At 66.8% G+C, this 18,027-nt stretch carries 20 protein-coding genes and 1 pseudogene; 11 read left to right on the top strand and 10 right to left on the bottom strand.

Features of this window, described 5'->3' with window-relative positions; translation table 11 throughout:
• Positions 1 to 34: 34 nt before the first annotated feature.
• Entirely contained in the window at positions 35 to 1,060 is a 1,026-nt protein-coding gene (locus OHA21_RS16145; protein ID WP_328478429.1) for an IS3 family transposase, read from the bottom strand.
• On the bottom strand, positions 1,057 to 1,488 hold the full coding sequence (locus OHA21_RS16150; RefSeq protein ID WP_328468874.1) for a hypothetical protein: 432 nt from the start codon (positions 1,486 to 1,488) through the stop codon (positions 1,057 to 1,059). Before OHA21_RS16150 ends, OHA21_RS16145 begins: the two co-directional genes overlap by 4 nt.
• Before the next feature lie 118 nt (positions 1,489 to 1,606).
• Here OHA21_RS16150 and OHA21_RS16155 point away from each other — a divergent pair, with 118 nt between their 5' ends.
• The gene (locus tag OHA21_RS16155) at positions 1,607 to 2,047 is read left to right on the top strand and encodes a hypothetical protein (protein ID WP_328474791.1); all 441 of its coding nucleotides are present in this window, start codon (positions 1,607 to 1,609) and stop codon (positions 2,045 to 2,047) included.
• A 59-nt stretch (positions 2,048 to 2,106) separates the two neighbouring features.
• Positions 2,107 to 2,397: a hypothetical protein gene (locus tag OHA21_RS16160; RefSeq protein ID WP_328474793.1), complete on the top strand. Its 291-nt coding sequence runs from the start codon at positions 2,107 to 2,109 to the stop codon at positions 2,395 to 2,397.
• 54 nt (positions 2,398 to 2,451) lie between these two features.
• Here OHA21_RS16160 and OHA21_RS16165 read toward each other — a convergent pair whose 3' ends face one another.
• From OHA21_RS16165 to OHA21_RS16175, 3 genes are all read right to left on the bottom strand, one after another.
• Entirely contained in the window at positions 2,452 to 3,054 is a 603-nt protein-coding gene (locus OHA21_RS16165) for a hypothetical protein (RefSeq protein WP_328474795.1), read from the bottom strand.
• Between the two features lie 1,311 nt (positions 3,055 to 4,365).
• Positions 4,366 to 4,944 carry a hypothetical protein gene (locus tag OHA21_RS16170; protein WP_328474797.1) on the bottom strand — a complete coding sequence of 193 codons (579 nt, stop codon included), beginning with the start codon at positions 4,942 to 4,944 and terminating at the stop codon, positions 4,366 to 4,368.
• Between the two features lie 12 nt (positions 4,945 to 4,956).
• Positions 4,957 to 5,415 carry a hypothetical protein gene (locus OHA21_RS16175; protein ID WP_328474799.1) on the bottom strand — a complete coding sequence of 153 codons (459 nt, stop codon included), beginning with the start codon at positions 5,413 to 5,415 and terminating at the stop codon, positions 4,957 to 4,959.
• 213 nt (positions 5,416 to 5,628) lie between these two features.
• Here OHA21_RS16175 and OHA21_RS16180 point away from each other — a divergent pair, with 213 nt between their 5' ends.
• The 4 genes and pseudogenes from OHA21_RS16180 to OHA21_RS16195 form a co-directional block, all read left to right on the top strand.
• Positions 5,629 to 6,897, top strand: a complete 1,269-nt coding sequence (locus OHA21_RS16180) for a histidine kinase (protein WP_328474801.1) — start codon at positions 5,629 to 5,631, stop codon at positions 6,895 to 6,897.
• Positions 6,898 to 6,931: 34 nt separating this feature from the next.
• Positions 6,932 to 7,360, top strand: a complete 429-nt coding sequence (locus OHA21_RS16185; protein ID WP_328474803.1) for a sensor histidine kinase — start codon at positions 6,932 to 6,934, stop codon at positions 7,358 to 7,360.
• The gene (locus OHA21_RS16190; protein ID WP_328474805.1) at positions 7,357 to 8,016 is read left to right on the top strand and encodes a response regulator transcription factor; all 660 of its coding nucleotides are present in this window, start codon (positions 7,357 to 7,359) and stop codon (positions 8,014 to 8,016) included. Before OHA21_RS16185 ends, OHA21_RS16190 begins: the two co-directional genes overlap by 4 nt.
• A gap of 193 nt (positions 8,017 to 8,209) precedes the next feature.
• Positions 8,210 to 8,986: pseudogene (locus OHA21_RS16195) on the top strand (IS5 family transposase); the annotation flags it as partial.
• A 139-nt stretch (positions 8,987 to 9,125) separates the two neighbouring features.
• On the opposite strand, the gene OHA21_RS16200 reads toward OHA21_RS16195, so the two are convergent.
• On the bottom strand, positions 9,126 to 9,569 hold the full coding sequence (locus OHA21_RS16200) for a hypothetical protein (protein WP_328474809.1): 444 nt from the start codon (positions 9,567 to 9,569) through the stop codon (positions 9,126 to 9,128).
• A 223-nt stretch (positions 9,570 to 9,792) separates the two neighbouring features.
• On the opposite strand from OHA21_RS16200, the gene OHA21_RS16205 reads away from it, so the two are divergent.
• Positions 9,793 to 10,755, top strand: a complete 963-nt coding sequence (locus OHA21_RS16205) for a DUF1963 domain-containing protein (protein ID WP_328474811.1) — start codon at positions 9,793 to 9,795, stop codon at positions 10,753 to 10,755.
• 333 nt (positions 10,756 to 11,088) lie between these two features.
• A complete protein-coding gene (locus tag OHA21_RS16210) occupies positions 11,089 to 11,439 on the top strand; it encodes a hypothetical protein (RefSeq protein ID WP_328474813.1) in 351 nt (116 codons plus the stop codon).
• 200 nt (positions 11,440 to 11,639) lie between these two features.
• Here OHA21_RS16210 and OHA21_RS16215 read toward each other — a convergent pair whose 3' ends face one another.
• The gene (locus OHA21_RS16215) at positions 11,640 to 11,972 is read right to left on the bottom strand and encodes a hypothetical protein (protein ID WP_328474815.1); all 333 of its coding nucleotides are present in this window, start codon (positions 11,970 to 11,972) and stop codon (positions 11,640 to 11,642) included.
• A 176-nt stretch (positions 11,973 to 12,148) separates the two neighbouring features.
• Positions 12,149 to 12,799, bottom strand: coding sequence for a Crp/Fnr family transcriptional regulator (locus tag OHA21_RS16220; protein ID WP_328474817.1), 651 nt, complete (start codon positions 12,797 to 12,799; stop codon positions 12,149 to 12,151).
• Positions 12,800 to 12,848: 49 nt separating this feature from the next.
• On the opposite strand from OHA21_RS16220, the gene OHA21_RS16225 reads away from it, so the two are divergent.
• Both OHA21_RS16225 and OHA21_RS16230 read left to right on the top strand, forming a co-directional pair.
• On the top strand, positions 12,849 to 13,109 hold the full coding sequence (locus tag OHA21_RS16225; RefSeq protein ID WP_328474819.1) for a YciI family protein: 261 nt from the start codon (positions 12,849 to 12,851) through the stop codon (positions 13,107 to 13,109).
• A 49-nt stretch (positions 13,110 to 13,158) separates the two neighbouring features.
• Complete coding sequence (locus OHA21_RS16230; RefSeq protein ID WP_328474821.1) at positions 13,159 to 13,443, top strand: hypothetical protein; 285 nt, start codon at positions 13,159 to 13,161, stop codon at positions 13,441 to 13,443.
• Between the two features lie 216 nt (positions 13,444 to 13,659).
• Here OHA21_RS16230 and OHA21_RS16235 read toward each other — a convergent pair whose 3' ends face one another.
• Positions 13,660 to 15,405, bottom strand: a complete 1,746-nt coding sequence (locus OHA21_RS16235) for an alkyl/aryl-sulfatase (protein WP_328474823.1) — start codon at positions 15,403 to 15,405, stop codon at positions 13,660 to 13,662.
• Between the two features lie 207 nt (positions 15,406 to 15,612).
• Here OHA21_RS16235 and OHA21_RS16240 point away from each other — a divergent pair, with 207 nt between their 5' ends.
• The gene (locus OHA21_RS16240; RefSeq protein WP_328474825.1) at positions 15,613 to 16,260 is read left to right on the top strand and encodes a hypothetical protein; all 648 of its coding nucleotides are present in this window, start codon (positions 15,613 to 15,615) and stop codon (positions 16,258 to 16,260) included.
• A 67-nt stretch (positions 16,261 to 16,327) separates the two neighbouring features.
• On the opposite strand, the gene OHA21_RS16245 is transcribed toward OHA21_RS16240, so the two are convergent.
• Complete coding sequence (locus tag OHA21_RS16245; RefSeq protein ID WP_328478433.1) at positions 16,328 to 18,025, bottom strand: SulP family inorganic anion transporter; 1,698 nt, start codon at positions 18,023 to 18,025, stop codon at positions 16,328 to 16,330.
• Positions 18,026 to 18,027: the final 2 nt, after the last annotated feature.

Consider the following 18,027-nt stretch of genomic DNA (forward strand, 5'->3'; position numbering starts at 1 on the left):
TGTCAAGTCAACTGAGACAGTTTCTTGATTTTGTTTAGCTTTGTGCTGCCGGAAGGCTGGTCGTTGGTGCGGCGGCGGCCTGTTCGAGGGCGTTGTCGTCGGGTTTGTTGATCCATGCCTGGTCCGGGAGGCGAGGCGGTTGCGGCCGGCGGCGCCCGAACCGTTGCGGATGGGCGGCCCAGGCGGCGTCGAGGGTGCGTTGCCGCTGCTCGCGGATCTGCCCGGCGGTGCCGTGATGCACCGATGCCGGGGTGTGCAGGCCGATCCCGGAGTGCCGGTGCTCGTGGTTGTAGTAGGTGTAGAACGCCTCGCAGTGCTGCCGGGCGTGCTGGATGGAGCCGAACCGGTTCGGGAAGCTTGGGTCGTACTTGAGTGTCTTGAAGCTGGCCTCGATGAACGGGTTGTCGTTGGAGGTCTTGGGCCGGCTGTGACTACGGCCGATTTTCAGATCGGTCAGTAGCTGGGTGACGGTCTTGCTGGTCATCGCCGCACCCCGGTCGGCGTGCACGATCAACTGGTCCTGGTTCACGCGTTCCCGGGCGGCCGCGTCAGCGATCAGTGCTTCGGCGAGCTGGCCGTCCTCGTAGGCGGCGACCAGATGACCGACGACGTAGCGGGACCAGATGTCGATCACCGTGTAGAGGTGGAACCACACGCCTTTGACCGGGCCGCGCAGCCTCGTGATATCCCAGGACCAGACCTGATTGGGTGCGTCGGCCACGAGTTCGGGCTTGGTCCGGGCCGGGTGCGTGGCCTGGGCCCGGCGTTCACCGGTCTGCCCGGCGGCCCGCAGGATCCGGTACATCGTGGACTCCGAGCACCACCAGCGGCCCTCGTCGAGCTCCCGGGCCCACACCTGCGCCGGTGCCAGATCTTGGTATTCGGGCCGGTTCAGCAGCTGCAGCACCTGCTCACGCTCGGCCTCGGACAACGCGGACGGTGGTGGCTTGCGCGGCGTGCGCGGCTTCGGCTCGGCGGGTGGGTTGCGGCGCCGGTACAGGGTGGCGCGTGACAGGCCGGTCAGCCGGCACGCGGGCGCGATACCCCAGAGCTCGGTCAGCGCCTGCTGCGCCTCGGCGAGGACGGGTTCGGCGTCGGCGCGGTGTCCGCGCTCTCGGAGAGCAGTTCCAAGAGCGCGTGCGCTTTTCCCATGATCGAAAGCGCGGTCTCGGTCTTGGCCAGCTTGGCCTGCAGCCGGGCGTTCTCGCGCTGAAGGCGGGCAAGTTCGGCGTTCTCGGCTTTCTTCGCCGCCCGCGCGGCCGATTGCCGCCGGTCCGTCAGGCCGGCCTCGGCTCCGGCATCGCGGGCCTTGCGCCAGTCGAGAATGTGTGACCCGTACAGCCGTTCCCGGCGCAGGATCGCCCCGCGAGCCGCCGCGTCCGGCGCCGACTCGTACTCGTCCAGGATCCTCGCCTTGAACTCTGCGGTGAATGTCCGCCGCTGGGGCCGGGCGTCCGGATCCAGGCTCTCGTGGGGCTTCGACGTCATGCTGATGTGCTCTCCTCAGGGCCGTCCAGGAAGAGTATCCCCTGGTAGACGGGCTGTCTCACATCAGCGTGACAGGGAGGGGGTACTGAGGCTCGGAACCCAAGCCGGAGACTTCGCGTTGGCCATCTGGTACGTGATCGATGAAAAGGAGGGCCACGACTTCGTGGTCTTGCCCGGAGACGGCCGTTGTATTGCCGTGGCAGCTGTCGCAGCCCACTCCTATGGGCCTGGGTTGTCCTGGCCGGAAGCACGGAGGTTGATCGAACGGGGCAGCCTAGGGTCATCTGCACAGCGGCTGCTTCTGCTGGTGCGCGCGCTGGGTGACGTGGATTCGCCAACCGACCTGGTGAATCGGGTGGCTGACGCGCTTCTGGCCGTCGGTAATGCGGCGTGTCCCCGCGAGCTTGCTGTGGAAGCCGCTCAACAATTGCTCGAAGACCGCGGGGGCACGTGGTCCATGCAGGGTGACGTACTGGTTTGCGACAACGAATACGCGGCTCGAAGATTGGGTGGACTGCCCCCAGAAGATCTACTCAAGGTAACGCGGGCGCTCCAGTAAGCGACGGGCTTCCTGACCTGCCCTATCCGTCCTGAAGCAAGATCCCCGCTTTCCAAGCCATGACAACCCACTCTCCTCGGCACGAGCACGTTGGCGGCTCTGCGCTGGCCGCACAGAGCGTGACGGCTACGCGAAGCGCCGCGCACGGCCAGCGGCATGATGATGCGCCGAGCAGCTACACGCAGCGTGACGGCGTGCAGGCGCCGGACAAGCGCGTCGCGGCAGATGCGGGCACAGGAGCGGCGATCTTCGATCAAGGGTTGATACTGCGCTGCATTCGTCGCGCACGGTCAGTGTTTATCATGCGTGAAATCATGTCGGAATCGATTATACATCTTGGATTCGTCTAGATTCTCTGGGCCAGCGGACGCCGAACACCGCGCGCCGGAATGAAGCGGGTGAACTCACTTCGTCGCATCGAACTGACGGGAGGCTGCCCTCAACGACTCAATCACAGTCGTTCCGGGATAGTAGGAGCGGTCGGCCCACGAATTGCGGTAGTAGCAATTCCAATAGCTGGCGACGCGCTGCCGGGTGAGAGCGATGAACTCCGGATTGGCAGCGCCGAACCTTCCGTACATGGCGTGCATGTCCGTCCCGGAGACGTCGACCTCCACGAGACCGTCTCGGATGTCGAGCAGGATATCGGCGACATACTCGCCGACCAACTGGACAACAAACGGAGCTATCCACGGGCGTAACTCGCCAACTATCAGCCTCAAATGGCGCTGGCGAACTCGACCGTCATGGTGGCGCGTGTAGAGACAGTGCATGATGATCCGCTGACTCGTCGACAGCGCGGCCAGGTCACCATCATCCAACTCGGCGCCGTAGATGCGGTACGGGATTGCTACCTCCTCGCCCCCGATGCTCACCACGAACCGATATGACGGTTTGAACCTTTCATGCGGCAACAACGGCCCTAGGGCGACCGCATCGTCGTACTCCGCGGACGGAAATGCTTCGGCTACCCACCTACGATCTGCTGAAGCGCTTGTGCTGGACACTCGACCACGGTACGACATCATTTAAGGCGTCGAGAAGGCCAAGGATCTTGTCGTCGACTTGCGAGGCAAGCCGATCGGGACCATCGACGGGAACACGGCCACCACCAAACCCGGCACCCTCCGCGCACCATTGGTACCCGATCTCATGATCTCCCACTGGCCGACAGCCGTGGTCGGTGTCGCTCAGAGTCGGCGGTATACCGGCGGCGGTTCAGGCACGCCGTGTTCGGATACAGAGGCCGCGGGGTGCCGGTATCCATCGACCGTGCCTTTTACTCCGCGCTCCACGGCGACATCCGCTCTCTTCGACACGAGTGCGTACCGGCGTCCGCGCTGGTCGCATAGAACGTGACGGCTGCGCGGAGCGCCGCGCGCGGCCGGCGGCAGATCCGGAAATCTGGCGGCCGAGATGCGGGTCGCGCCGCGGCCCTCGGCCTGATTCGATAATGGAAACCAGATCACTACAGGCTTGGCTACAGTAGGTGCATGGCAGTGCGGGCATATCGGCCATACAGGTCCAGCTTGAAAGTGGTATCCCGTCTCGCCTCACCCGAGGATGCGAGACACGAGTTCGATCGCATTGTCAGCAGCGTTGATGAACGCATTGCAGAGTTGGCCAGGGTAGTCGGCCCTGAGGGAATCACTCTGAATCTAACGGCAGAGTCGCTGTGGCCACTGGAGGCTTGGTTTCTCAGTTCACTGGCAGCTGACTCAGTGCGGCCAGGTCGCTTGTCTGCACTCTGGTATGCGATTTCTCATGACATCGGCCTATATGTGGGCGAGACATTAATACATTTGGCGCCTGCATATCGCTGGACTTTCGCTAAGCAGCCAGAATCTCCGTACTTTCAGCGTTGTGTCGTATCTGGTGTCACAGACCAGCAAGGCGAACCATGGGAATGGGATCCAGGGCAGACCGTTGGTAATCTGGGACATCAGAAGATTGAAGGTTTCCGCCTTGCGTCCCCTTTCCTGGAGCCGATGGTTGCCGAGCTTGTGGAATACGCGAATGAGAGAGGACGAACTCGATAGCCTCCCACCGCTGCGGCGGCAGTTCGACGGCCTGCACACGCGGTCGTCGCATCGCGGCCTCCACGCGCGCACATCGGCAGTTCAAGATGCTGGCCGGACCGGCAAATCGACCACCCAGCGTGACGGCTCGCCATGGCTGGCACGCACGATCGGCGGCAGATCCGGAAGGCTCCAGGTTAATGCTGCGAGACGCCGGCCAGGTTGTCAGCGATGTTGAAGGCTGATCCCATGCGCGGTGAGGGTGGCCAGGACCCGGTCCTGGCCACCCTGTCGACCTGCTCAGTCCTTCAACCTCACGTGCCGGGTGATGCTGACTCGCTCCGCACCGTCGGGCAGGCCGGGCCGCAGCACGTTGCTTCCTTCTCCTCTCTGGGCTGCGCTTCCGTCGCCTTTCAGCTCCGCGGTTGCTTTGGCGTCGGCCACGACCAGGAACAGTTTGAAGGCGGCGCGGTCACGCTTGTCGTGGCCGACGTAGAGCGGGCCGCAGTCGGCGCTGGTCCCGATGATCTGGCATTTGGCCGCCTGGACGACGACCGGGCCGCCCAGCTCGTTCTGATAGGCCAGCCACAGCGTGTGTCCCTTCGGCAGCCCTCGGCGGACTTCGATGGTGACCACCTGCGGACGGTCGATGTGTGCTCCGTCCACCGGCGACGTGATTACCGCGACCGGCTTGTCGATCTCGCCGAGCGCGGCCTGCCACCGGATGATCAGAGCGGACGCGACGCAGAGGACAACGACTCCCAGCACGACCAGCATTCGAAAAGACGCGGACCGATCTCTGAAACTCGTCAGCTGGTTGATGAGCCAGCTCACCAGGGCGGCGGCGAGAAGCCCGGCGACGCAGGCGGCGATTTCCATGAGTGTCCCCTTCTATGCCGGTGAGATGGTGGTGACGATCTCTAGGGAGAATTGCTGGCCGGCGCATTTTTCATCGGCCCAGTCCTCCATCCGGATCCGCACCGGGACCTTCTTGGTCGACCGGCCCGGCACGACGAGTTTTGTGTCGGGTTCGACGACCCGGACGGCCCACTCCGGGCATCCGCCACCGGTCGCCGTGTTGCCGCCCTTGATGCTTGTGACCTGTACTGGGAAGTCGTTGACGTTGCCGATGACGGCGACGACCGTGCCACTCTCGCCGGGCAGCAGCCCGCGCACCTCACCGTTGATCTTCACGCTCGGCTCGGCCACCGGCGCCGTCCGCACTTCGACCGCCGTCCGGCGCGTCCAGGAATAAGCGGCGAAAGCGGCGCCGCCGAGCATGATAACGGCCACGAATGCCGCCAGGAGAATGGTTGATCGGGTCCTGTTCTTCATGTCGATCCTCTCCATTCGGACTTGCATTCCATGGTGATTCGAGGGCCGGACATGGGCCATGTGGGTAACAAGGAATGTCTATGGTGGATCCGCGGGTCGCCCGATCGGGGGTTTCCACCGGCACGGCGGGTGGGCACGGTGGACGGACGTGGTTTTCCACGGTTCCGACCCGGGGACGCCCGGTTCCTTCTGCCGAACGACGTCGAGCACGATGCGGAGGTGCATCCGGTGTACCTTCACGAGCGCTCTCCCCGGACGGTGCCGCCGGCCGCGTTGCCGGTGTTGATCGCCGTCGCCGTCGGCCTGATCCCGTTGCCGGCCGCCTGGCCCTACTGGGTGAGCCATCCGATCCCGGCCGTCCTCGCGGTGGTCCTCTCCGGCCTACTCGCCGGCGCCGGTCTGCTGCTGGCCCAGCGCGGCGGCAGTCCGCGCACCGGATTGCTGCTCCTGGCCGCCGCGGTGCTCTTCGCAGTCGGCTGGGTACTCGCCCGGAACACCGGCGCCTACCCCCTCATCGGGGAGTACACGCAGTCGTTCTTCTTCTTGGCGCTCGGCACCGGCATCCTGTTGCACGGCCGGCCGCGCTTCGACCGCTGGTACGAGCGGGCCTGGGTGATCGAGGCCTTCGTCATTCTGCTCTTCTCGCAGACCGCGATTTGCCTGACCGTCCCGCCGGAGCGCCTGGGTTACGCGCCGGACGTGCTGTGGTTCAACCTCGACGTGCCGGAGCCGGTCGGCTCGGCGGTCACCGAGGCGGGCGCCATCCTGTACGTGGTCCTCGCCCTCACCTTCGTGCTGGTGCTCGTCCTGCAGCAGAGAAAGCCAGGCCCGCGCAACAGCACCGCCATGATCGTGGTCAGCGGCGTCTTCGCGGTGACCGCCGCCGTCGTCCAATACCCGATCATGGGTACGGATAGCTCGGTCGACGCGATCATGTCGGCCCGCGGCGCCCAGGGCACGACCGCGATCATCCTGCCGCTGACCCTGTTCGCCGGCGCTTTGCGCGCGGCCTGGCAGGAGAACCGGGTCGCCGCCCGGCTCGTCACACTGATCGGTCACGCGACCTCCGACTCGGTGCAGTCGGCGCTGCGGGTGGTGCTGCGCGACCCGGCGCTCGAGGTCCAGTACTGGATCCCCGGCGCGGCCGCCTACGTCGACACGGCGGGGCGCCTGCGGCGGTCGGCGTCCGGTGTGAAGATCTTGACGCCGGCCGGGGATCCGTTGGCGGTCTGCGTGCTGAACGCCGCCGAGGCCGAGCACGACCCGGCTGTACGGACCGCTCTGCAGGCCTCGTCGTCGGCGTTGCAGGCTGTGCAGATGCAGCTCGTGCATGCCGAGGAGATGCGCGACATTCAGGACCGGCTGATGGCCGCCGAGGACGACGGCCGGAAGGAGCTAGCGCGCGACCTGCACGACGGGGTGCAGCAGGAGCTCGCCGCCCTGCGCCTCCAATTGATCGGGCTGCTCGGGCTGGGTGCCGCCGGGTGCCGCCCTTGACCGGCTGGCCGAGTGCAACGACCGTGTCGTCGCCGTGATCGAGCAGGTCCGTTCGATCAGCCGCGGACTGCATCCCACCTCGCTGGCCCACGATGGGCTGGCCGGGGCGCTTGAGGAGGCCGCCGAGGGCTTCGGCCGACGGATCAAGCTCGACGTGCCCGCCCGCCGCTTTCCCCCGCGTATCGAGCTGGCGATGTACTACATCTTGAGCGAGGCGCTCACGAACGTCATGAAGCATGCCGGGGCCGAGTCGGTGCAGGTCCGGGTCGCCGCCTCGGACGACGCGATCGTTGGCGAGGTCGAGGACGACGGCCGGGGCGGGGCTACGGTGACGCTCGGCGGCGGCCTGCACGGGGTCGAGGATCGGGTGAGGGCGTTGCGCGGCCGCCTCGAGCTGACCAGCCGCACCGGAGAGGGCACCCGGCTCACCGTCACGATCCCGTTGATCGGAGCAGCGTCATGAAAATCGCCATCGCTGACGACCACGCCATCTTCCGTACGGCTGTCGCCCAGTGCCTGCGCGACAGCGGTCACGACGTGCTCGTCGAAGCGGCGACGGGCAGCGAACTGGTCATCGGTGTTCGCGGCCACCGGGTCGACGTGGCAATCATCGACGTGCGGCTCTCCGAAGACTCCGCGGACGAGGGAATCGAGGTCGCCCGTACGGTGAAGAAGGACTGCCCGGGCACGGCGATCCTCATGCTGTCCGCGCAGACCGCGACCACGCAGGCGATCCAGTTGCTCCGCGACTTCGAGACCGGCATCGGCTACCTGCGCAAGGACGAGGTCGACATCTTTTCGCTGGGCCCGCAACTGTCCCGGCTGGTCGACGGCGAGCCCGTGCTGGGCCGCTCGGTCGCGAGCCGCCTGCTGCGCCCGGCTCGGCGCGACAGCGCACTGGACTCGCTGACCCGCCAGGAGACCGAGGTGCTGAAACTCATGGCCGAGGGCTATTCGAACGTCGGCATCGCGGGCCGGCTCTCGCTCACCGAACGCACCATCGAGGACCACGCGGGCCGCATCTTCGACAAGCTCGGCATCAGCCTGCCCGGCGAGGGCCGGGCCACCACCAACAAGCGCGTCCTGGCCGTGCTGACCTGGCTGCGGCTGGCCGCTTAAGCTAAAGATCCCGCTTGCCGGCGCAGGTAGTAAATGAGCGTTTAGCCCTCGACGCGATCGGACGCACTCCACTCGGCTTAGGGCGACCGGCAGTAGGCATCCACGATCCGGACAACTGGGCACCCCGAGATAGCAAACAGGCACGGGATGTTGATCATCAGAGTTCTCTACGCTCAGCGATCGACGGAGTCCCGTGCCTGCGCTGCCATCATCGTTGCTCGAACCGATCTTCGTCCAGTTCGCCGCGCTGTGTCCCGAGCGACCCGGCTTCGACCCGGCGCATCCCCTCGGATGTCACCGCCGGGCAATCCCGAACCGGGTCGTGTTCGAACTGGTCATTGCCGCCCTCGTTCACGGATCGGGTTACGAACGGGTGGCCACCACGCAGTGCTCGGATCGCACGATCCGCCGGCGCCTGCACCGGTGGGCGCAGGCCGGGCTGGGCGAGCAACTCCACGAACTGGCCCTGGACGCCTATGACCGGATGATCGGCCTGGACCTGGCGGACGTCAGCGCCGACGGCGCGATCACCAAGGCGCCGTGCGGCGGCGACCGGGCCGGCCGGTCCCCGGTCGACCGCGGCAAAGGCGGCATGAAACGCTCGACCGGCGTCGACGGCTACGGCATCCCGCTCGGCCTCGTCGGCGCTCCGGCCAACCGGCACGACTCGCCGCTGCTGCGCGACACCTTCGATCAGTGCAGCACCCAGCTACGCCATCACTGGCCCGAGCAGGTCACCGCGCACCTCGACCGCGGCTACGACAGTAAACGCACCCGCGAGCTACTCGACGAGATCGGCTTCGATGCCGAGATCGCCCGCAAGGGCGTGCCCGCCCCGATCCAGATCGGAAAGCGCTGGGTGGTCGAGCGGACGAACTCGTGGATGAACGCGCGAACAGCGGTCGACATTAGGCAATGGATAGCTGACGCGCGCGTCAGCTTCGCCAACGGGCAACTCCAGCTGGCCGCGGGGAACTGGGCTGACGCCTGCTGACCCTGGGACGACATCCGCACATCGGCACGAGCGCGTACCGGCGTCCGCGCTGGTCGCACCGAGCGTGACGGCTGTACGGGAGCGCCGCGCGCGGCCAGCGGCAGAAGCGCGCACCTCACCTCGAGAGTGCAGGCGCTTCCCAGATCAGTTCGTCAAACGTGCCCGGGGTGCTCACCTCGGGCGCCGCAAGCCTTGACCGTCGCGTCAGTTCTCGTACGGCATCCGCGAAGCCCTCAGCCTCTTGGGGCAGCTCAGAGAACTCGCCCCAAGTGGTGTCCACCGTGAGGCTGACCCACCGTAGGTTGTCCGGCGCGAACTCGGTCGCCGACAGGGAGGTACTGGAGATCTCACTCCAAGACAGCTGAAAAATACTGGTGGTGCCCGGACGCATCTCCTTGCCGAACACCGACACCAACGGCTCGGTCACCGTCGTCACAGTTATGCCGCTATTGGTTACCTCAATCCGCTGCACTGGTGGATCGTCCCATGCGCCGCCGTGAGGGGCCTGCTCAGACGTCCGCATCTCTGCGGGAGTATGCGTGGCCAGCGCGAAGCTCACGGAGCGTGTTGTCCCAGCGGGGCGCGAACGATCGGCGGCAAAAGTGTGCGCGTCATCTGGGATGGACCGTCGCCTGAAACTTATGGAATGCCGTCACTCGTGCGGTATGCCACGGCAGGATGGTTCGCATGTCGCAGGAGCCAGTTGATCAGGTGTCCGAGCTGGTTGACGGTTGGCGGACGTTGTCGCGGTGGGAGCAACAGGGGCATCCCGGCTTCCGGCAGTGGAACCCCGGCTGGTCGACCAGCTCAATCGGCTGGCGGAAGCGGCCGTCCACGATCCGGCGCAGGTACGGACGTTGCAGCAGATCGTGGAGCACGATCAGGATCGTTCAGTCCGGGAGCGCGCCCGCCAGGTGGCTCGCCCGTTCGTCCCGCGGCCGGACTCGGAAGCTGACCTGGAACGCTGGCTGAACAACCCCCTCGTCGGGCTGGCCGGCCTCGACCTGAATCCTCAGCCGGGGCTGGCGGTGGTGCCCGATCCCGACGCCGAGGGACTGACCTGGTTCTGCGGTGAGCCAGTTGCCGGTCTCCCCGAATGGCCGCGCCGCGCTGACGGCATCCCACTGGTTCACCTGCTGCAGGTCCGGTTGGGCGATCGGGGCCCACTGTCGAGGCGGCATCCGGCGATGCCGACCGAGGGCATCCTGCAGTTCTTCCACGACCTGGAAGCCATCGGCGACGAGCCGGCCGACGGCGTGAACGGTGGTTGGCTGGTCCACCACACGCTGCACGGCGACACCGCGACGCTTCTGCCCCGGCCGGACGATCTGACTGACGACGAGTTTCGTGACCGATGCCCGGCGCGCGAAGAGGTGACGTGGACGTTTCCCTCTCCGCTCGACCTTGACCTCGACGACCGGGCGTTCGAGTTGTTGGAGGCCGCCCATGAGCGCGTGCTGGAGACGGTGACATCGGCGTGGGGAACCTACGACCTGGAAGAGCCTCCTGACGATGTTCCCTTGCTCTTCGCTCACGGCGCGGAGGAACGACTGATCGCCTATCAGCGCCTCGCCGATGTCCTGTCACTGGCCGACCGCGACGACAACTATGTACTTCTCGCTGACATCCCCGGCGTCGGCCCTCTCGACGGATGGGTCGGCGACATGGGGCACATCGAGTACTGGATCCGCGACAGCGACCTCACCAAGCAGGACTTCGCCCAGGCGTGGGCGCTTCTACGCTAACCACACCACTCGAACCACATCACGCCCATACGGGAGGGCCGCGCCGACCACTCAGCGTGACGGATCCTGCAAGCGGAACGCGCGATCAGCGGCAGATCAGTGTGCTCGTCGGCGCTTCGCTGTCGGCTTGGGGATGATGAGCACATGTCAAGATCGCGGACGACGGCCCTACTCGTCGTTGTAGCAGCTGCCACTATCGCGGGATGCACGAACGACCCGGCCGCCGGACCGAAACCGTCTTTGTCGCCTCACAATGAAGAGCAACCGTCCGAGGCGCCGTCAGCTACTACCAGCAGCGGCACGCCGCTGGCGCGCTTGGAGGTGCCGCCCGCCGTGGCCGGTGAGCTTTCTCGACGAGTGGTCACCCAGAAGGACGGTCACCCGGTTGCCGAGACCACCCTGCGTCGCGACGCACGTGCCGGACAGCAGTACTGGATGCACGCCGCCTGCATATCGGCGACCTCAGGTAAGACACTGTCAGTCGGGGTGCGCAGCGGCAGGTCCGGCGCTTCTGACGAGGCGCATGTCACCGCGGAGATCCCCTGCGACGGAATAGTGACGGTGAACGACTTGGGCACCCTGCCCGCCGAGCAGAGCGTTGTCTTCATGGAAGGCGACCAGTCCGACGTGCCCTGGGGCTACGCGATCATTGCGCCGACGTCATCGCTGCCGGTGGGCAAGTAGGCGTCCGCGGGCCGCGGGATGGCAGCAAGTCGAGCTACGCAGGCGGGTGGTGGCCGACGGCTCTCGAACGCGCACTGCTTCCGGCATGACGGTGTCGAGCAGCTACACGCAGTGTGACGGTGCGCAGGCGCCGGAGAAGCGCTTCGCGGCAGAAGCGGACGCCTGCTGCCTGCGGATCTAGGCTCGGGCGCTGTAGTCGTTCACTCCTGAGGTGCTTGCCCTGCAAGTACGCGCCGGCGTCGCTTCTCGTAGTCGGATGCTGTGATGACGCCCAACCCGTACAGGCCGCGGTCGTTGCAGCTGTGGCCGCTTCCGAAGCTTTGGACCGTGTCCTCCAGCCCAACCCACGTCACTTGCACATGCTGCGGCGCCGGCTCCCAGATGACTCCGGGATGTCCGTACCAGAGACGGTCGCACACAGGTGCCGGATAGCCGACGCCTACGACCAGATCGTCGGTGGTCGTCTCGCCGAGGTACTCGACGAGAAGCCCCTTCGATAACCTGTCGATGCTCAGAACGTCCGGCGAGCTCACCCGGGCAGCCTAAATCAGCGCGCCGCCCACTCGCACGGCAGTTGATCGTCATACCCTGGGGCCGCGGGAGTGCGTACCAGCCTCCGGTGGCGTCGCGCAGAACGACGTGACCGATGCACGGAGCGCCGCGCCCGGCCAGCGGCAGGAGAGTGCGTCGGCTTAGGGTCTACCTGCCGTCAATTTTCGACGAATGTATCGAGACGGGCACGGTCGACAATGATGATTCCGTGCGTAGCCTGCTTGACAGCACCAGCGTGAGTTAATCGCGCCAATGCCCGATTCACAGTGACACGACTGAGGCCGAGAACGCGAGCCAACTGCTCCTGCGATCCGCGCCAGGCGACCGGTTGATCGCGGTTCTGCTCGCTCAACCAGCCAGCAATCTGTGCTACGGCAGGCAAAGTAGCGAACTGGGCGAGTCGCCGCCTAGCGGCCATGGCGTCCCGCGCCAACTGGGCGAGCACGTGCTTGCGCACCGATCGTTCCTCCTCCAGCAGGTCCAGGAAAGCAGCGGGAGGTAGTAGGCGTACGAAAATATTGGTCAGCGCCATCAAGCCGGTTGCGGGTGGATGCCCGCCGAGTGCCGCGGCCTTGTCCACGATCACCGGACCAGTCCACTGCTCGGGCCACACCTCGACACCGGCGGGCCGGCTGTGTGTTGCCACGACCGTCCCCGACATAAGGAACATCACCGAACTCGGCGCCTCACCGGCTGGCCGCAGCACGGCACCCGCGGCAAAGTGTGCCGTCCGTGTCCGACCTGCCAGCTTCTCCAACGCGGTAGGCGTGAGCGTATGCAGGGCCGGGATAGAAGCCAAAGAGGTCATGTATCAACTGATACAGCGCCACGCGTCGGAAGCAACCTAGCCTGCAAGCATGTGGATCATCGAGCTTCGTTTCCTCCCTACTCCTGAGCGATTGGCTGCGCGGCCGGCGCACCGCAGCCATCTGACTGCCCTGCACCATGAGAACGTCGTCCGCATGGCGGGTCCTCTGGCGGGTGATGCCGGAGCCGTGATTGTCGTGGAGGCGCCCGACCGGAAGGCCGTTGACTCACTCATCGCCGCCGACCCCTATTTCGCCACCGCCGGTGTCGATGTCGTTCAGATTCGAGAATGGGAACCATTCCTTCAATAGCGGTGACGCACTCATCTCGGCAGAAGTGCGCACCTGACCATGGCCATCCATGGGCCCGCTCGTTCGCCGAGCCGGCACCGCTCCCGGCCCACCGGCGATCGACCAGACAGCCTTCGCCGCCTTCATCGCGTCCGGCCACTACGACCGCCACCTGCACCGCACCCGCCAGCGCTACCGGGCCCGCCGCGACCTGCTCACCGCGGCCCTGGCCCGGCACCTGCCGGCCGCCACCACCCACGGCATATCCGCCGGCCTGCACATCGTCTGCTCCTGGCCCGGCCTCGACGAGAAGGCCGCGACCGCAGCGGCCCGAGCCGCGTCGTCGACGTCATGACCTTGGCCGACTACCGCATCGAGCCGGGCCCGCCGCGCCGCTCGCCGTAGCCACGCTGGCCGCGGCCGTCACACCGATCACGGCCCCGTGATGATCCGGCCGGCCCGGAAGGCTCATGTCGACTCGGCGGCGCGCTTCCGTTGCGCCTCGGCCTCGGCGCGTTCCTGTGCGGTCAGCCGGTAGCCCAGATGCCCGTGCTCCACGGCGGAGAGGATGTCAAGGGGTGACGATGGCGAACCGCGGATCGGGCTCGTCGGTGAGGCCTGCGATCATGGTGAACACCTTCGGGTCACCGTCGAACCGGACGCCGCTGCTGCCGGCGCCGCCGAGCATGCCCAGCAGCTGCGGCTTTGTCAGCGTGATCACGAGGTCGGCGTCGCTGAGCCGGCTGGTCGGATGATGGCTGAGCACGCCGTTGGACAGCTCCATGCGGTAGATGTCGCCGGTGTCGCTGAAATGCCACCGGATCGAGGCCGTGGTGTCCCAGGCGCGTTTACCGTCGAGGCGGATGGCGAGGCTGTCGAACAGCTGCGTCACCGTGAGAGCGCCCGCCATGCCCGCTGAACTGACCCCCATCGGCGCCACTGGACCGTGCAACTCCTGGGCCCCGGTGAGGAAGTTGTTACGCCAGGTCGCGCACTCCGATCCATGGCCGAGGCGGGTGAACACCTCGCTGAGCAGCGCCCTGGCGTCAGCATGGTTCGCATCCGCGAACACAGCGTGGCCAGCGAGTTCGGCGGCGAACCTCAGGTCTCCTGCGTCGGCGAACTCCCGGGCCCGGGTCACGGTGGCGTCGACACCGCCGATGACCTGGACGTAGCGGGCCGCGGCGGCTTCCGGCGGATGCTGCCACAGGTGGGCCGGGTTGCCGTCGTACCAGCCGAGGTATCGCTGGTAGATCGCCTTGACGTTGTGGCTGACCGAGCCGTAGTAGCCGTGCGTGTGCCAGGCGGCGTCCAGCCCGGGCGGCATCTCGATCATCTCGGCGATCTCGGTGCCGATGTAGCCCTGGTTCATCAACCGCAGTGTCTGGTCGTGCAGGAACGCGTACAGGTCACGCTGTTCCCTCATCAAGGTGACGATGTTGTCCGGGCCCCAGGTCGGCCAGTGGTGCGAGGCGAACGCCACGTCGCTGTCCTCGCTGAACAACTCGATCGCCTCGTTGATGTAACGCGACCAGCCGCGCGCATCGCGGACCTCGGCGCCGCGCAAGGTGAGCAGGTTGTGCAAGTTGTGGGTGACGTTCTCGGAAAGGCACAATGCGCGCTGTCGCGGGAAATGGAAGTTCATCTCGGAAGGCGCCTCGGTGCCGGGCGTCATCTGGAAGATGATCCGGACGCCGTCGAGCGTCTCCTCCTGACCGGTGTGGGTAATGTCCAGGGTGGGTGCGAGCAGGCCGGCCGTACCCATCGATGTACCCGAGCCGAGCCCGACGCCGAGCGTTCCCGTCGCGCTCACCGGCAGGGCCATGCCGGTGTGGTACATGCCGCGGCGCAGCATCGCCGTCCCGGCGTACACGTTCTCCGACACCGCATGGTCCAGGAACCCGGCCGGAGCGATGATCGGCACGTCGGTGTCCGCGTCGACGACGCCGAGGACACCGCCGAAATGGTCGATGTGTGAGTGGGTGTAGATCACCGCGCGGACCGGCCGGTCACCGCGATGCGCCCGGTAGAGCGCCAACCCGGCCGCCGACACCTCTGCCGATACCGCAGGGTCGATCACGATCACGCCGGTGTCGCCCTCGACGAGGGTCATGTTCGACAGTTCGATGCCGCGCAGCTGGTAGATGCCTTCGGTCACCTCGAACAGGCCCTGGATCGCGGTCAACTGGCTCTGGCGCCACAGGCTCGGGTTCACCGTCGGCGGGCAGTCTCCCGCGGTCGCCGCGGTATAGGCGTCGGCGTCGTAGACCACCCGACCGTCCGACGCTTTGATGACGCCCGGCTCGAGGCGTGCCACCAACCCACGATTCGCGTTGTCGAAATCCGTACGGTCATCCAGGTTCGGAGACACGGTCGCAACTCCCTCGGTTAGCCGAACGTCTCTGCTCCGACGCTGCCATCCGAACCTGGCGCCCAACTCACCCGACGGGGATGAGATCGCAGGTTCAGCGCGGCGACGCCGCTCACTCGTGCACCGCGGGTCTCGAAGATGCCCAATCCGAGCATGGCGAAGTCGCCGCTCTTCATCCGCAGCGGTGGATGCGGCGGCTCCGTGCGGGCAGGAGGCTTGGTCAAGGGGTGTCGCGTGGATACGTCAGGTCTTGGGGTATTGCTCATCGGAGTGCTGCTGTGCTTCGCAGGAGTCCGCTCACTGAACCTGGCTGTGTTCGGGTCGGGCCTGGCAGTGGGATGGCTGGTCACCGAGCCGTTCGGCGCCTCGCTGCTGACGGCGTTGATCGTGGCGGTAGCCGCCGGTGTGGTCGCGCTGGTCCTGGCACGCATAGTCTTCCGGGCCGGGCTGTTCTTCGTCGGAGGTCTTGCCGGCGCGGTGATCGGCGCGAAGGTCTTCGGCCTGCTGCAACCTGACGGCGGCAGCCTGATCCTGCTGATCCTGTTCGTCGCGGCCTGCGGCTTCATCGGCGGCCTGGTGACACAGCGATTCCGCTGGGCGGCGCTGGCCGTCGTCTGTGCTCTGGGCGGCGCTGCGCTCGTCCTCAGCGGCCTGGCCCGGGCGTTCCCCGACCAGCTCGGCTTCCTTCGCGACCCGGCCGGGCAGGCGGAGGCAGCACTGACCGCGGGCGTCTGGCTGGCCGTTGCCGCGACAGGCTGGTCAGTCCAGCGCAAGCAACTGAGCAACAGCCGGCGGTCGTGACGAAGCGTGCTCTGGAGACCGGTCACGATCCCTCGGACCGTGTACGGCCACCGCCACGGCGGATGGGTCAAGCCGGCGGCCCGGTGCCGTCTTGCTGGCGGTGAGATTCGATCCAGGTGGTGGCCTCGTCGTAGGCGGCGTCGAGTGCTTCGAAGAAGATCGGGGTCTGCTCGATCAGGTTGCCGGCGCCGAGAACGTCGGCGGTGCCGGTGCGGGTGAGCACCCGGGCCACAGCCGGGTCCAGGCCGACGATCATGAGCTGGCAGCCGTACCGGGAAAGATCTTGGGCGTGGCGCTTCAGCGCCTTGATGATGGTCGAGGAAGGCACGTCGGGCACGGTCCGCGCGTGCAGGATCACCACCGCATTGCGTACGCCGTTCAGGCGCGGCCAGGCCTCGTCGAGTTTCGCCACCTCGGCGAAGAGCCCGGCGCCCTGGTAGTGCAGGACGGTGACCGTGTCGCTGGGCAGCTCGTCGGGGATCTCGGTGAGCCGCCACCGGCCGTCGGGCTCGCGGGCCAGGGCTTGGAGCCGGGCGGAGCGTTCGGCGTTGACCGCGTACAGCAGCAGCGACAGCCCGGCGCCCAGCAGGATCGCCTGTTGCAGCGGCAGTTGCGTGGTGGCCACGAAGGTGACCAGCATCGCCACGGTCGGCAGCCATCCGGTGCGCCAGACCAGGCGGAGGTCCGGGATCCGGCCGGCGATCAGCTCGCCGCCGATGACCAGGATCAGGCCGCCGATGACCGGCATCGGGATCAGCTCGGCCACCCCGCCGGCGACCAGCACGACCAGGGCCAGGAAGATCCCGGCGAAGATGCCCGCCCAGCGGGTCCGGGCGCCCGCGCTGGTGGCCACCCCGGTCCGCGACAGCGAGCCGCCGGTCGGCAGCGCCCGGAAGAAGCCGCCGGCCAGGTTCGCCAGCCCCTGAGCGGTGAAGTCCTTCGACACGTCGGGGCGGGTGCCGTCCGGGTTGGGCACCGCGGCACCGATGCCGGCCGCCTGGGCCAGCGCGACCAGGGCCACCGCGACCGCGCCGAACAGCAGGTCCGGCAGCACCGACAGGTCGGGCAGGATCGGGTGCGGCAGCGCGTTCGGGATGGCGCCGATGTCACCGACGGTCCGCACGTCCAGGCTGAAGATCACCGCGACGGCGGTCATCACCACGAGCGCGCCGAGCACCGCGAAGGGCTTGAGCCGGGGCACGGCGTGTACGACGGCCCAGACGGCGACGGTGCCGGCCGCGACCAGGACCGAGGTGAGGTCCCAGCTGCCAACGTGCGCGACCGAGTCGGCGATCTTGGCAAGGGTGTTGTGGGCGTCGGTCTCGTAGCCGGTCGCGTCGCCCAGGACCCCGGCGATGATCTGCACCGCGATGCCGGTGGTGAACCCGGTCATCACCGCGTTGGACACGAAACTCATCACCGAGCCGAGCCGCAGCAGCCCGAACAAGACCATGATCACGCCGACCAGAACGGTCAGCGTCGCCACGTTGTTCAGATCGTCCGGCTCGAGCCCCGCCTCGGCCAGCACACTCTGCGAGGTCAACGCGATCGCGCTGGTCAGCGTGGTGGTCATCAGCACCGTGCGGGAGAACAACGATCCGACAGCGGTCGGCACCATCCCCGAGTACAACCCGAGCAGCGGGTTGAATCCGCCGATGCTGGCGTACGCCATCCCCTCGGGAATGCTGAACAGGCCGGTGACGAACCCGGACACCGCGTCCTGGCGCGTAGGACGCCCGAACTTCAGCCGCAGCCCGGATCGCATGA

The sequence above is a fragment of the Actinoplanes sp. NBC_00393 genome (assembly GCF_036053395.1).
Taxonomy (GTDB): Bacteria; Actinomycetota; Actinomycetes; order Mycobacteriales; family Micromonosporaceae; genus Actinoplanes.

What these genes read in the sequence shown, in the direction of transcription:
- OHA21_RS16220 (WP_328474817.1), bottom strand. Translation starts at nt 12,799, where the DNA reads ATGACCTCTTTGGCTTCTATCCCGGCCCTGCATACGCTCACGCCTACC.
- OHA21_RS16190 (WP_328474805.1), top strand. Translation starts at nt 7,357, where the DNA reads ATGAAAATCGCCATCGCTGACGACCACGCCATCTTCCGTACGGCTGTC.
- OHA21_RS16225 (WP_328474819.1), top strand. Translation starts at nt 12,849, where the DNA reads ATGTGGATCATCGAGCTTCGTTTCCTCCCTACTCCTGAGCGATTGGCT.
- OHA21_RS16230 (WP_328474821.1), top strand. Translation starts at nt 13,159, where the DNA reads ATGGGCCCGCTCGTTCGCCGAGCCGGCACCGCTCCCGGCCCACCGGCG.
- OHA21_RS16160 (WP_328474793.1), top strand. Translation starts at nt 2,107, where the DNA reads ATGACAACCCACTCTCCTCGGCACGAGCACGTTGGCGGCTCTGCGCTG.
- OHA21_RS16150 (WP_328468874.1), bottom strand. Translation starts at nt 1,488, where the DNA reads ATGACGTCGAAGCCCCACGAGAGCCTGGATCCGGACGCCCGGCCCCAG.
- OHA21_RS16240 (WP_328474825.1), top strand. Translation starts at nt 15,613, where the DNA reads ATGGCGAAGTCGCCGCTCTTCATCCGCAGCGGTGGATGCGGCGGCTCC.
- OHA21_RS16170 (WP_328474797.1), bottom strand. Translation starts at nt 4,944, where the DNA reads ATGGAAATCGCCGCCTGCGTCGCCGGGCTTCTCGCCGCCGCCCTGGTG.
- OHA21_RS16175 (WP_328474799.1), bottom strand. Translation starts at nt 5,415, where the DNA reads ATGGAGAGGATCGACATGAAGAACAGGACCCGATCAACCATTCTCCTG.
- OHA21_RS16245 (WP_328478433.1), bottom strand. Translation starts at nt 18,025, where the DNA reads ATGCGATCCGGGCTGCGGCTGAAGTTCGGGCGTCCTACGCGCCAGGAC.